The 13,959-nt window shown below is 57.9% G+C and carries 9 protein-coding genes; 7 read left to right on the top strand and 2 right to left on the bottom strand.

The window, feature by feature from the left end:
• The first annotated feature begins 1 nt into the window (after nucleotide 1).
• From IE151_RS08790 to IE151_RS08820, 7 genes are all read left to right on the top strand, one after another.
• Nucleotides 2–232, top strand: coding sequence for a DUF2274 domain-containing protein (locus IE151_RS08790; RefSeq protein ID WP_132010913.1), 231 nt, complete (start codon nucleotides 2–4; stop codon nucleotides 230–232).
• A gap of 137 nt (nucleotides 233–369) precedes the next feature.
• Entirely contained in the window at nucleotides 370–1,230 is an 861-nt protein-coding gene (locus IE151_RS08795; protein WP_189489625.1) for a BrxR family helix-turn-helix transcriptional regulator, read from the top strand.
• Nucleotides 1,214–4,486 (top strand): helicase-related protein, encoded by a 3,273-nt coding sequence (locus IE151_RS08800; RefSeq protein WP_189489626.1) that lies wholly within the window; start codon nucleotides 1,214–1,216, stop codon nucleotides 4,484–4,486. Before IE151_RS08795 ends, IE151_RS08800 begins: the two co-directional genes overlap by 17 nt.
• A complete protein-coding gene (locus IE151_RS08805) occupies nucleotides 4,483–5,232 on the top strand; it encodes a DUF4391 domain-containing protein (protein WP_189489627.1) in 750 nt (249 codons plus the stop codon). Before IE151_RS08800 ends, IE151_RS08805 begins: the two co-directional genes overlap by 4 nt.
• A gap of 10 nt (nucleotides 5,233–5,242) precedes the next feature.
• Nucleotides 5,243–7,258, top strand: a complete 2,016-nt coding sequence (locus IE151_RS08810; protein WP_189489628.1) for a site-specific DNA-methyltransferase — start codon at nucleotides 5,243–5,245, stop codon at nucleotides 7,256–7,258.
• 7 nt (nucleotides 7,259–7,265) lie between these two features.
• Nucleotides 7,266–10,361 (top strand): type III restriction-modification system endonuclease, encoded by a 3,096-nt coding sequence (locus tag IE151_RS08815; protein WP_189489629.1) that lies wholly within the window; start codon nucleotides 7,266–7,268, stop codon nucleotides 10,359–10,361.
• A gap of 54 nt (nucleotides 10,362–10,415) precedes the next feature.
• Entirely contained in the window at nucleotides 10,416–12,209 is a 1,794-nt protein-coding gene (locus IE151_RS08820; RefSeq protein ID WP_189489630.1) for a DEAD/DEAH box helicase, read from the top strand.
• A 39-nt stretch (nucleotides 12,210–12,248) separates the two neighbouring features.
• Here the strand turns inward: IE151_RS08820 and IE151_RS08825 are convergent, their stop codons facing one another.
• The gene (locus IE151_RS08825) at nucleotides 12,249–12,920 is read right to left on the bottom strand and encodes a HEPN domain-containing protein (protein WP_244636669.1); all 672 of its coding nucleotides are present in this window, start codon (nucleotides 12,918–12,920) and stop codon (nucleotides 12,249–12,251) included.
• Nucleotides 12,921–12,940: 20 nt separating this feature from the next.
• Nucleotides 12,941–13,924: a helix-turn-helix transcriptional regulator gene (locus IE151_RS08830; protein ID WP_189489631.1), complete on the bottom strand. Its 984-nt coding sequence runs from the start codon at nucleotides 13,922–13,924 to the stop codon at nucleotides 12,941–12,943.
• Nucleotides 13,925–13,959 lie beyond the last annotated feature (35 nt).

Below are 13,959 nucleotides of genomic sequence, written 5' to 3' on the forward strand. Positions count from 1 at the left end.
CATGGCGAAGTTGAAACTGGGTCCCATCGTCGAGGACAAACCCGTTAAGGTGACAGTGGCGCTGCCCGGGCCGCTCCATCGGGATCTGGCCGCTTATGCCGAAGTGCTGGCCCGTGAGAGCGGTCAAGCCGCGGCGGATCCGGTGAAGCTGATCGTGCCGATGCTCGAGCGGTTCATTGCCACGGATCGCGGCTTTGCCCGGGCCAGAAGGGGCTCCCCAACCACGTCCTGATCCGCGCGATTTGAAACAGCCGCCGACATTCGCATTCCTCGTAGATTGACCAGCCATCCAGATGGGGATAATAACTTAACGGGTCACGTCGATATTCCCATAGGGTCTTTGTCTCTATCGACTTTGGGATGCTTGCGATGCCGGGGGGCAAAACGGTGCTGAAATGGGGCGTAGAGCGCCGGCTCGAATTCATTGAGTTTCGCCTTTATTGGGAAGGCGGGGTCAACCGGTCCGATATCGTCGAGGCCTTCGACGTGTCGGTGCCGCAGGCCTCGAAAGATCTGACGCTCTATCAGGAACGCGCCCCGCACAACGCGGTCTATGACAAAAGCGCCAAACGGTACGTGGCGAGCGAGACGTTCCAGCCCTGCTTTTTAAAACCTGACGCCGCCCATTATCTCACGCAGCTGCGATCTGTTGCCGAAGGTATATTGCCGGCCGCGGCGTCGTGGATCGCACATTTCCCGCCCTTTAGCGGCCCACCTGTTCCCACGCGGGATGTCACGAACGAAACGCTGCGGACCGTGCTCGGCGCCATTCGCGACAACCTTGCCATCGAGATCAAATATCAGTCGCTTTCGCGGCCGGAGCCCCGCTGGCGCTGGATCGCGCCGCACGCCATCGGCTTCGATGGCTTTCGTTGGCATGCGCGGGCCTTCTGCTGCATCGACCAAACCTACAAGGATTTCCTCCTCGCTCGGATTGTCGAAACGCGTGCTTCCAAACCCGGTGTGGTCGAGCCCGGTACCGACACCGACTGGAACGAGGAAATCACGCTTGAGATCGGACCGCATCCCGAGCTGTCCGAGACGCAGGCTAAGGTGATTGCACTCGATTATGGCATGCGTGTCGGCAAGACGAAGATCAAGGTGCGCAAGGCGTTGCTCTATTACGCGCTGAGGCGTCTCGGGCTTGATACCGATCCGAACGCGCGAAGGCCTGAGGATCAACAGATCGTTTTGTTGAACAGGGAGGTGGTCGATGAAAATCATCGATAATACCTCTCAGCTTCTCGGAGATGATCTGAAGAGCACGATCGGGCGCGGAACACGGCTAAAAATCGCCGCGTCGTGCTTCTCGATCTATGCCTTCGAAGCGCTGAAATCAGAGCTTTCCAAGATTGATAGCCTGCAGTTCATTTTTACCGCTCCCACATTCATACCCACCGAAGCCACCGATCGCTTTCGCAAGGAGCGGCGAGAGTTTTTTATCCCAAAGTCGCGGCGGGAAAGTGGGCTCTATGGGACCGAATTTGAAATCCAGCTGCGGAACAAGCTGACGCAGCGTGCTGTGGCTCGCGAATGCGCCGAGTGGATACGCAAGAAAGCCAAATTTCGATCGAACACCACGAAAGCTCCGATGCAGCAGTTTCTGCACGCCGCGAGCAACGATGGAGGGGTGGCCTATATGCCCATCAGCGGCTTTACGGCCGTTGATCTCGGCTACCAGAAAGGCGACGCGGTCTCGAATTTCGTGACCCGGTTCGACGATCCGAGTCACACGCAAATGTATCTTCATCTGTTCGATCAGATTTGGTCGGATCCGGAGAAACTCAACGATGTCACCGCCGCTGTCTGCGACCATATCGCGTCGGTCTACCAAGAGAATTCGCCAGAGCGCGTCTATTTCCTGATGTTGTACAACATCTTTCAGGACTTCCTGGAGGATGTTGACGAGGACGTTCTGCCGAACGACCTCACTGGCTACCGCGACAGTCTCGTCTGGAACAAACTCTTTAACTATCAGAAGGATGCCGCCACAGGCATCATTAACAAACTCGAGACCTATAATGGCTGCATTCTTGCCGACAGTGTTGGCCTTGGAAAGACCTTCACTGCCCTGGCGGTTGTAAAATACTACGAGCTGCGCAATCGCTCCGTGCTAGTGCTTTGCCCGAAAAAACTCGCAGACAACTGGCGCAACTATAACACCAATCTGACCACCAATATCTTCGCCAAAGACCGGTTCAATTACGACGTCCTGGCGCATACCGATCTGTCGCGAACATCGGGCGAGTCCTTCGGCATACCGCTCAATCGAGTGAACTGGGGCAACTATGACCTGGTAGTCATCGACGAGTCCCACAATTTCCGGAACAATGACGTCTATAAGGACCGGGAAACTCGTTATCAAAAGCTGATGAATAAGGTCATCCGCGCCGGCGTGAAGACCAAGGTTTTGATGCTTTCCGCAACGCCCGTGAACAACCGTTTCACCGATCTCCGGAATCAGCTCGCGCTCGCCTATGAGGGGCAATCAGAAAAGCTCAGCGAGAAGTTGGGTACGCAGGCCAGCATCGAAGAAATTTTCCGGCGGGCGCAAAGGGCCTTCAACGACTGGTCAGCACTTCCGCCCGAGGAGCGGACAGCGGCTTCAATCCTGAAGGCGCTGGATTTCGACTTTTTCGAATTGCTCGACGCGGTGACCATCGCGCGCTCGCGCAAGCATATCGAGACCTTCTACGACACGACCGACATTGGCAAGTTTCCGGAGCGGCGCAAACCGCTCTCTTTCCATTGCCCGATTACGCAGCGGCCAGACGTAATGGGCCTGAATGAGATCTTCACGCAGCTGTCAGTGCTGAAGCTCTCGGTCTACGCCCCCATCAGCTATATTTTGCCGAGCCGGCTGCGCAAATACGAGGACATCTACGATACGCAGGTCGAGGGCGGCGGCGGCAAGCTGCGTCAGGCCGACCGTGAGCGCAGCCTCCAGGCGCTGATGACCACCAACCTGCTGAAGCGCCTCGAAAGCTCGGTCGCGGCATTTCGGCTTACGCTGCGTTCTCTAGCTGGCAATATTTCACGCACGCTCGATGCCATCGACGAATTCGAAAGAACCGGCCGCAGCGGTAGCGTCGGCGACCATCTTGCAGAGATTAGCGATTTCGATCCCGAAGATGACGATCTGTCCGGCCTTGATGAATTTACCGTTGGCAAGAAGGTTCAGATCAGCCTCGGCGATATGGATTTGCCGTCGTGGAAGCATGACCTTTCGGCAGATTTGGCTCTGATCGACAGCCTGATTGCGTCGATGGACATGGTGGCGCCCGAGGATGATTCAAAGCTCCAGCACCTGCTTTCTCTGCTGAAACGGAAGATCGAGGAGCCGCTCAATCCCGGCAATCAAAAGGTCATCATTTTCACGGCCTTCGCGGATACGGCAAACTACCTCTTCGAGAATCTCGCCCCGGTTGCTCAAAGCCTGGGTCTAAACCTAGGTCAGGTGACGGGATCGGGTGCGCCGAAAACCACACTCCGAAAGTCCTATGATTTCCAGAGCGTCCTGACCCTGTTCTCCCCTCAATCGAAAGAGAAAGCTGTCGTTCTGCCCAATGAGCCGGCCGAGCTGGATATTCTCATTGGCACCGATTGTATTTCGGAGGGGCAGAACCTCCAGGACTGCGATTTCCTGGTGAACTACGATATCCATTGGAACCCGGTGAGGATCATCCAGCGGTTCGGTCGGATCGACCGCATCGGCTCACCCAACAGCCAGATCCAGCTAGTGAATTATTGGCCGGACATCTCGCTCGACGAGTATATCAACCTGAAGGAACGCGTTGAGAACCGGATGGTGATTGCGGACGTCACTGCCACGGGCGATGACAACGTACTCACCGCGAAGTCCAGCGACATTGCCTATCGCAAGGAGCAGCTCAAACGGCTCCAGGACGAGGTGATCGAGCTGGAGGATGTGAAGACCGGCATTTCTATCACCGATCTAGGGCTGAACGACTTCCGGATGGACCTGCTCAACTACGTCAAGGTGCATGGCGAGCTCAACAACGTTCCCTTTGGGATGCACGCCGTCGTTCCGGCGCAGCCAGAGTTAGGCCTGCAGCCCGGCGCAATCTTTGCGCTAAAGAACATCCATGAGGGCGTGAACGTCAATCAGCAGAACCGCCTCCATCCCTTCTATCTGGTCTATATCGGCGATGACGGTGAGATCATTGCTGACCATACCGAGGTTAAGCGGCTGCTCGACTTGATCCGCAGCAGTTGCAAGGGACGGGCGGAGCCGATCCCGGACGTCTGCCGCATTTTCAATGAGCGGACGGAAGATGGGCGGCAGATGGGGCGTTATTCCGATCTGCTTTCCAGCGCGATCCGGTCCATGATCGAGGTGAAGGAAGAGAAGGACATCGACAGCCTGTTCAGCGGCGGGCGTACGACGGCGTTGACCCACACCATCAAGGGTCTGGACGATTTCGAGTTGATCGCCTTCCTGGTCATTGAAGGGGGTGAACCATGACCCTTTACGATTGGCCGCGCGCAGCCGCCCTCGGACGCGTGATCCCCAAGAGCAAGATCTATGAACACGCCGGGGTGAACACGAGTCTCAAGGACCTCTTCGTGCGCGAGGTCGATCAGATCGTCTGGTCGCACAAGCTGGCGCCCGAGACGGTCAATCTGGCGGCTACCAAGCAGGTAGCCGAGATACAGGTCTTCCGCATCACCGCGCGCACCGCGACGCTGGACCATGACGTGCTGCGCGCCATCGACAAAGCCATCCCCTTTCCGCTGATCTTCGAGGTGACCCATGGTGGCCGCGTCAGGCTAGCGGCGGCTTACAAGCGGCCGAGCGAGGCCGACCGCACCCGCTGGGTGGTGGGCGACTATTTCGAAGGGGATTGGTTGCCAGAGGACCCGCCGCGTGCCCCGCTTCCGGTGGCGCTGAACATGGGCGCGCTGTACGAGCGGCTGCTCGAACCGCTGGTGGTGGGGCAGACGGCCCGGCTGGTCACCGGCTTGGGAGAGGCGCCGCAGACGCCGATCACCCCTGCCGAGGCGGACCGCCCCGTGCCGCTGGAAGAGCGCATCGCGCAGGCCGAAGCAATCAAGGCTCAGGCGCGCGAGGTCGAGCGGATCAAGGCGCGTCTTGGGCGCGAGAAACAATTCAACAAGCGCGTGGCGATCAATGCCGAGCTGCGCGCGGCCAAGCAGGAATTGGAGCGGCTGACGGTGGGACACGCCGGCGCCGCCGTGACGAACGATTAAGAGGACGAGCATGGACAAGCTGAAGATGCACAGCCCTGACCTAAGCCAGGACAATATCGCGAAAATCCGCGAGCTGTTCCCCGGGTGCGTAACCGAGGCACGCGACGAGACGACGGGCGCGGTCCATCTAGCAGTGGACTTCGATCAGCTGCGTCAGGAGTTGAGCGACCACATTGTGGACGGGCCGCAGGAGCGGTATCGGCTGGACTGGCCCGGTAAGAAGAACGCACTCTTGCTCGCGAACGCGCCACTTTCGAAGACACTGCTGCCTCACCGCGAGGAAAGCTTGAACTTCGATGAAACGAGAAACCTTCTTGTCTCAGGAGACAACCTTGAGGCGCTTAAGCTGTTGCGAGAGACGTTTCTCGGAGAGGTGAAGGCTATCTACATCGACCCGCCCTATAATACTGGAAGTGACTTCATCTATAATGACGACTTCTCAGAGACGACTGAAGGATATCTGATTGCATCAAGGCAGTTGAGCGAGGACGGTTCTCGACTTGTGGCCAACCCAGAGTCGAACGGCCGTTTCCACTCGGATTGGTTGACTATGATGTACTCGCGCTTGAAGCTTGCGAGAAATCTTCTTGCAGATGATGGTGTAATATTTGCTTCTATTAGTGACGAAGAGTCTGCCAATATGAAGCGGTTGCTCGATGAAGTTTTTGGCGAGGACAATTTCATTGATACTATCGTAGTTGAAATGTCGACAACCTCAGGACCAAAGACGGTTAATGCACAGCAGGGCACCATCGTAAAGAACGCCGAGTTTGTGCACGTGTTTAGAAAGACGGCGGCTTTCGACAAGATTCGGCATACGCCATTGTTCGATGGCGTAGTCTCCTTCGATACTCACTATACGGCCTGGATGAACGACGATGGCACTTTGAGTACGCTTGCTCAGAAGATGATGGAAGATTACAAAGTCGGGGCAGATATAGAGAAATTTGGATTTTCTTCTCGAGGATCCTTCAGCGTCAACAATATGGATAGGCTGTTGTCTGTATCTGATTCCGCAAAGGAATTCATAGAAAGCAACCTCGACAGGATCGCTCGTATCGACAGGCCGCCAGTCTCCGCCAGCAAACAATCTACTGAGGTTGGTTGCTGGATTGCCTTTGAAGCTGATCACCGCACCTATTACTTAACGACTTTGTCAAACGGGACGCTCCAAGCGCTAATGCCGCTATCCCTCAACTATCGCATGTCTGATGATTACAAGCCTCGGTTTGGGCGCACCGTAATTCGCGGTGATCTATGGAAGGGCTTTTATCAGGATATGGGAAATGTTGCGAAGGAAGGAGGCATTGCGTTTGCCAACGGGAAGAAGCCCGTACGACTGATAAAGCAGTTGTTGAAGTGGGCAAACAACACCAAGGATGGCATTGTTCTTGATTTCTTCGCTGGTTCAGGAACAACCGCTCATGCGGTTATGGAGGCAAATGCGGACGATGGTCAAAATAGAAAGTTCATACTGGTTCAGCTTGACGAAGTGCCAGATCAGAAATCAACGGCAGCAAAGGAAGGATTTGCGACCATAGCAGATTTGTCGGCGGAACGCATCCGCCGCTCTGGCAAGAAAATCCTCGAAGGCGAATGCCACCCAGATTGGAACCGCGATGTCGGCTTCCGGGTGCTGAAGGTCGACACCTCGAACATGAAGGACGTCTACTACCGCCCAGATGAGCTGCAGCAGTCCGACCTGCTCGACATGGTTGACAACGTGAAGGAGGGTCGCACGGCCGAGGACTTGCTGTTCCAGGTGCTGGTCGATTGGGGCGTGGACCTGACGCTGCCCATCCGTCGCGAGACGGTGCAGGGCAAGACCGTGTTCTTCGTCGACGACAACGCCCTCGTTGCCTGCTTCGACCGCGGCATCACCGAGGATCTGGTGAAGGAGCTGGCGGGCCACGAGCCCCTGCGCGTCGTCTTCCGTGACAACGGCTTTGTCTCGGACGCGGTGAAGATCAACGTCGAGCAGATCTTCCGCCAGCTCTCACCGACCACTGACGTCAAGTCGATCTGAGGCGGCCATGAAGCTCAAGTTCAAGGTCCAGCCCTATCAGACAAATGCCGTCAACGACGTGGTCGACTGCTTCGCCGGCCAGCCCATGACTTCTGGCCTAACCTACCGCATCGACCCCGGCCGCAAGGCGCAAGCCAGCGCCTTCGAGGAAGGTTTCAAGAACGCCGACCTCGCGCTGACCGATGCGCAGGTTCTGGAGAATATCCAGAAGGTGCAGAGGGGGCAGAACCTGCCCGTCTCGCAGTCCCTGACGGACTTCACGACCTTCAACGCCCGGGGTGAGCGGGTGCCTGTCACCGCGAACTACAAGCGCGACGCGCTAGCTGCGACCCGCGTTCACCTCGACGTGGAGATGGAGACCGGCACGGGCAAGACCTACTGCTACATCAAGTCGATTTTCGAGATGAACAAGCGGTACGGCTGGTCGAAGTTCATAATCATGGTGCCGTCGGTTGCCATTCGTGAAGGTGTCTACAAGTCGCTGCAAATTACGGCGGACCACTTCACCGAAAGCTACGGCAAGAAGGCGCGGTTCTTTATCTACAATTCCAAGCACCTGCATGAGCTGGAGAGCTTTTCGTCGGACGCCGGCATCAACGTGATGATCATTAACATCCAGGCGTTCGCCTCACGCGGTGCCGACAATCGTCGCATCTACGAGGAGCTGGACGACTTCCAGTCCCGCAAGCCCATCGACGTGATCGCCTCGAACCGGCCGATCCTAATCTTGGACGAACCGCAGAAAATGGAAGGCCCAGCCACGATGGAGGCGCTGCCAAAGTTCAAGCCACTGTTCATCCTGCGCTACTCGGCCACCCACCGGACCCAGCATAACCGCGTTCACCGGCTGGATGCGCTCGACGCCTATAACCAGAAGCTGGTCAAGAAGATCGCGGTGCGCGGCATCCAGACTCGCGGGCTCGCCGGCACCAACGCCTATCTCTACCTCGAAGGCATCGACATCTCGAAGAAGGCCCCCGTGGCCCGGATCGAGCTGGAAGTGAAGCTTAAGTCCGGCGAGATCAAACGCCAGCTCCGCCGGCTCGAGTTCCGCGACGACCTGTTCGTGGAGTCGGGCGAGCTGGACCAGTATCGCGGGTTCACGATCAGCCAGATCGATGCCGTCAACGACACGGTTGAGTTTACGAATGGCGTGGTGCTTGAGGCCGGCAAGGCTACGCGGGACCTTACCGAGCGCGATATCCGCCGCATCCAGATCCGCGAGACGATCAAGGCCCATCTCGACAAGGAAAAGCAGCTGTTTGCACAGGGCATCAAGGTCCTGTCGCTCTTCTTCATCGACGAGGTCGTGAAGTACCGGGACTACGGTCAGGCCGACGAGAAAGGCGAATACGCTCGTGTCTTCGAGGAAGAATATGAGCTGCTGAAGGATGAGTACCTCGCGGAACTCGCGATTGATAATGAGGCATACCGGACGTACCTTGCCGGGATCGATCCGGCCAAAACCCACAACGGCTATTTCTCGATCGACAAGAAAACGAACCGACTGAAAGATCCGGCGGTCGGCGCCAGGTCAGTCGATTCCGATGACGTCGATGCCTACGACCTGATCTTGAAGGACAAGGAACGGCTGCTGTCCTTCGCCGAACCCACGCGGTTCATCTTCTCGCATTCGGCGCTACGCGAGGGGTGGGACAATCCGAACGTCTTCGTCATGTGCATGCTCAAGCACAGTGACAACACCATTTCCCGCCGCCAGGAAGTCGGGCGCGGCCTTCGGCTGAGCGTTGACCAGCATGGAGACCGGATGGACCATCCGGCCGTCGTGCACGACATCAACGTGCTGACCGTGGTGGCGAGCGAAAGCTACAAGAATTTCGTTGCGGGCCTGCAGAAGGAGATTGCCGAAACCCTGTCGTCGCGTCCGCGGCAGGCGACGGAGGCTTATTTCACCGGCAAGACGATCACGACCGAACAAGGTCCGGTCGAGGTGAGCGCCGCAATGGCCAAGCAGATCTACCGCTATCTCGTGAAGAACGACTACACCGATGATGCCGACCAGATCGCCGACGCCTATCACGAGGCCAAAGCGGCTGGAACATTGGCTGAGCTACCCGACGAGCTGAAGCCTCACGCCGAGCAGGTATTCAGGCTCATCGATGGTGTCTTCAGCGACTCTCAGCTTCCGGACATCGGCGATGGCCGGAAGCCCAAGACCAATCCGCTCAATGCAAACTTCGAGAAGAAGGAATTCCAGGAGCTCTGGAAGCGGATCAATCGCAAGGCAGTCTATCGGGTCGAATTCGATTCCGCTGAGTTGATCCGCAAGTGCGTCAGCGCGCTGGATAGCCAGCTGCGGGTTACTCCGCTGCAATACACCGTTCAGGTTGGTGTGCAGAATGACGGTTTGACCGACGATCAGCTTCGCGGGGGCGACGGTTTTACCGTCACGAACACGACCACCCAGCAGGGGGACTCGATCCACTCGCTGGTGAAGTACGACCTCGTCGGGAAGCTGGCTGAAAATGCGCAGCTGACACGAGACACGGCCGCGACCATCCTTGGCCAAATCGAGGCTGCGATTTTCGGGCAGTTCAAGAGCAACCCCGAGCACTTCATCTCCGAGGCTTCGCGCATCATCGCCGAACAGAAGGCCGCCATGGTAATCGAGCGTCTGGCCTATGACGAAGTCGACGAAAGGTACGATATCGACATCTTCACCGCCAATCAGACCGGGCAGGATTTTTCGCGCGCCACGGCGAAGCTCAAGAATCATGTCTATGATTACGCGATCACGGACTCGAATGTGGAACGGGCGTTCGTCAAAGAGCTCGATACGAGCAGCGAAGTGGTCGTCTACGCTAAGTTGCCGCGCGGTTTCCTGATCCCGACCCCCGTTGGCGATTACAATCCTGACTGGGCCCTTTCGTTCAGGGCCGGCAGCGTCAGGCACATCTACTTCGTCGCGGAAACGAAGGGCACGATGTCGTCTATGAAGCTGCGGGAGATCGAGAACACGAAGATCGCGTGCGCCCGGAAGTTCTTCGATGAGATCAGCCGGCAGGTGACTGAAGATCGCGTCAAATATGACGTTGTTACCGACTATGGGAAGTTGATGGAGGTCGTGGGCGTTACTGCATGACAAATGGGGGCGGGGTGGGTTCTCGCGCATTGAAGTTGGTGGCCTGACCGACTCATGGCGATTACCCGACAATCCATACAGACTGCGTTGGAAGCAGAACGTCGTCTCACTCAGAAGGGCGGGGGCTTGGAGGTTGCCTCCGTTTTCTGGGAGGAGCACTATCTGGTTTTGAGCGTCAAGCCGCTCAAAGGCCGTAACCGTGTCGCCATTGACGAGGCCTTGGAAGGCGTGCGTGTTAAATGGGGTGCGGAACTCGAATATGCGGGCTTGATCAAGGTCGTCGATGCGGACCTCGAGCGCATCATTGTGTTGCCTGCGACCGGCGGGCAGCCCGACATTGGCGACACACTTTGGTTGTTCCCCGGAGATTTTCTTGGCCCGCTTATCGATATGTGGGGCGGGGAAATGGGCAAGCTGGCGGCGAAGCGATTGCGCCAGTCCAAGGAAGAAACCGAACCGCTTCAGCAAATTCGTCCGCTTGGTCCTGAATTCGACGAGCTGCGCGAGCGGCAGAAAACTGCCGTTCAAAATGCCGCATACCGGTGCTCGGTGGTAATTGGCCCGCCCGGAACCGGCAAGACGTTTACGGTTGGCGCGCTGGGCACTTATCTTCTGCGGCGGTTCAGCAAAGCGCGCATATTGGTCATTGGCCCGACCAACGTGGCGGTGGACACGGCTCTTCTGTCCATCGATGACTGGTTGGCCAAAGCCGGGCGCCCCGACATCGCCAAGCAGATGAAGCGGGTCGGCGCGCATTTCGATCCGCGCAAATATGTTGACCGTCCCCATCTTCTGGCCGCTGGTCTCGACCAGAAGGTCACGGAATTTCTGCTTTTGGAGGCATCCGAACCATCAAAAAGCAAGATTGCCGAGTATGTCAGATGGAAGGATCGCCTGGCGGCCGCACGCAAGGAGCTTGGTGCGGATATCGAAAGCGTCGCTCATAGCGCCCGTGTTGTCGGGATCACTGTCGCCACGGCGGTCAAGTGGCATCATGTCTTGAAGGCCGCAGGCCCATGGCCGTTCGTCATCTGCGACGAAGCCAGTCAGATAATCGGGCCGGCGGCCCTCATGGTTCCGGCGCTGGGGCAGCAAACGATTTTTGCCGGCGATCCCAAGCAGCTTTCGCCGATCGTCCAGTCTGACGGTCAGGTCCATCGGAATCTCCTCGCGAAGACTGCCTTTGATCTATTTGCCCACGTGCCCACTACATTTCTGAACGAACAGTCCCGTATGGCTATGGGGATTTGCCATGCGGTGAGCAGAACCTTCTACAATGGTGAGCTGACGGTTTGCCGCAAAGCTCGGCGGGACAAGGCCTGGAAGGTGTATCGCAGTCCATATTTTGTGAACGGCCGTGAAGTACCGCGCGTGTGTTTCGAGCAAGTGTCCGAGCCCTACCAGTACTCGCAGAATTACGGCGGCTTCATCCGTTTTCAGTCGGCCAAAATGGTTGAGACGATTATTGATCATCTCGCTGGCTCTTACATCGATGCGGATGACGTTCTGATCCTTACGCCTTTCCGTGCGCAACGGACCCTGATCAGGAGTTTCCTGAAACGCCGGCATCCGACGATCTCCGTCAGTACAGTCCATCGCGCGCAGGGTAGTGAGCGCAAGGTAATCATTTTTGATCCGGTCGACGCAACGTCCAGTTTTCTCCGTGGGAAGGAAGGTGATCGGCTGATCAATGTGGCGATCTCACGCGCCCAGGCCCACGTGATCATCCCCTATCATGCGTCCGAACTTACCAATCCAACGATTTCTCGCCTCCAGCATATTTCCTCAGGCATCTTCCAGGCCAGTGGCCGATATATGCGGCCGTTCTCCTTTGCGACTGCTGGATAAGGCTGCGAACGATCCGCTCCACCGATGCCTTGCTGGCTATCAAGGAACGACCGGATAGAAGGGCTTGCCCCAATCCTTCTCGGGATTGTCCATCATCAGGTCGGTGAAGACGGGCATCAGGAAGCCGAGGATCGCCGCGCCATCGCGGACCTGGGTGCGGTTGATGCCGCTGTTCCAGGTCGAGCCGCCATGAACGAGCTGGTTGCGCAACACATATAGCCGGTCGAAGACGAAGCTGAGCACGCGCTTGGTATCACCGCTCTGGATGGCCTGCGCGAAGGCGCGGGAGGAGACTTTGAAACGCTCTTCCCAATCCTCGAAGCCGGCAATCCCGTTATGGTGCTGCCAGAACGGATTGAAGACGTAGCGGTTCTCCATCAGCAGCCGCACCGGCCCCGAAAAGCGCTGCCAGATTGCCCCATAGATACGACGCTGCTCGTCGAGGTCGATCAACTTTCCGAAGAAGTCTGCAAAGGCGGCGCGTTCGCCAGGCTGGATGGTCTGGAATTCGCCCTCGTCGGCATAAGCGGCGTTGAACGCGATCCATAGGAAGATGAATTTGGCGTCGTCGTCGGCCCCGCAGGCCTCGGCGCGGCCGATCCAGCTGATGGCGCGATGGACGCGCAGGCCCATCGTTTCCGGAAAGCTGTCGCGGATCGCGCGCTGCTTGGTTTTCAGTTCTGCATGGGTGAGGCCCGTCTTTGTGGTCATTCCGCTTCGTTCCTGTTGCCTTATGGCAGGGCGCCAAAATCGCCCCTGCGGTGATTTTCGACCAGCGTGCGCAGCCCCTCGGGCGCGATAACTTCAACCGCATCGCCCCATTGATAGAGATGCCACGCCATCTCGAGCCAGCCCGCCGCGTGAAAGCGCACGATGAGCCCGCCATCTTCTTGCACCTCAACGGTTTGCTTTCGGTGAAAGCAGAACTCGGCCGCCCTTGTTGCGGCATGCGGCGCAAACCGCCAGATGACCTCGTCATATTGCGCCGGGTCCTGATAGACGCCGAAGGATTGCGCCGCATAGTCCTCCAGCGAAAAGCCGGGCATCAGGCTGAAGCTCTCATCCAGGGTCTGGGCGCTCAGGATCTGGTCCATCCGGAAGTTCAGCATGTCTTTGCCGCGCGCCGGCTGGCGTGCCACCAGATAGCTGCGATGCCCCAGCAGGAGCCCGTGCGGCTCGATGATCCGTTCAGGCGCATCCTCGTCCCGGTAGCGCAGCCGCAGACGAAACGGGCCGCGCAGTCCCTCGATCACGGCATCGAGCACCGCCGGCGCCAGATTAACGCGCGGGCCGGGCCGCGTCACCGAACCCATTGCCAACAGAACCGCCTCGACGTCGGCTTCGGTGCGCAGCGCATCCTTTGGTGTCAGGCGCGCCAGTAATCCGTCGCGCAGGTCTTCAAGGGCTGCCGCGTGGCGTAGTCGGCCATCGCCGCGCGCCGTTCGGCCGGCGATCTCCAGCGCTTCGACCGCCGTTTCCTGGCGGGTCTGAAGCCGGTCGAGCATGGGGTCGGCAACACGCCAGCGCCGCCGACGGTCGTCACCATCCACCGCTTCGACATTGGTGAACACGGTCTCCAACGCATCGGTCATGCGCTGCGCCGTGCGATGCGAAACGCCGAATTCCTCGCAGATCTCGTCGAGGCCGATCCCCGTCCGCCGCGTGGCAGCCAGACGCGCCAGCCTGATCAGGTCCTGAGCCTTGGCGAACGACATGATCCAAATCCTGGTCACAGACTATGTCAGATATT

Source organism: Limoniibacter endophyticus (genome assembly GCF_014652835.1).
Lineage (GTDB): Bacteria > Pseudomonadota > Alphaproteobacteria > Rhizobiales > Rhizobiaceae > Limoniibacter > Limoniibacter endophyticus.

What these genes read in the sequence shown, in the direction of transcription:
- IE151_RS08800 (WP_189489626.1), top strand. Translation starts at nt 1,214, where the DNA reads ATGAAAATCATCGATAATACCTCTCAGCTTCTCGGAGATGATCTGAAG.
- IE151_RS08790 (WP_132010913.1), top strand. Translation starts at nt 2, where the DNA reads ATGGCGAAGTTGAAACTGGGTCCCATCGTCGAGGACAAACCCGTTAAG.
- IE151_RS08825 (WP_244636669.1), bottom strand. Translation starts at nt 12,920, where the DNA reads ATGACCACAAAGACGGGCCTCACCCATGCAGAACTGAAAACCAAGCAG.
- IE151_RS08810 (WP_189489628.1), top strand. Translation starts at nt 5,243, where the DNA reads ATGGACAAGCTGAAGATGCACAGCCCTGACCTAAGCCAGGACAATATC.
- IE151_RS08830 (WP_189489631.1), bottom strand. Translation starts at nt 13,924, where the DNA reads ATGTCGTTCGCCAAGGCTCAGGACCTGATCAGGCTGGCGCGTCTGGCT.
- IE151_RS08805 (WP_189489627.1), top strand. Translation starts at nt 4,483, where the DNA reads ATGACCCTTTACGATTGGCCGCGCGCAGCCGCCCTCGGACGCGTGATC.
- IE151_RS08815 (WP_189489629.1), top strand. Translation starts at nt 7,266, where the DNA reads ATGAAGCTCAAGTTCAAGGTCCAGCCCTATCAGACAAATGCCGTCAAC.
- IE151_RS08795 (WP_189489625.1), top strand. Translation starts at nt 370, where the DNA reads ATGCCGGGGGGCAAAACGGTGCTGAAATGGGGCGTAGAGCGCCGGCTC.
- IE151_RS08820 (WP_189489630.1), top strand. Translation starts at nt 10,416, where the DNA reads ATGGCGATTACCCGACAATCCATACAGACTGCGTTGGAAGCAGAACGT.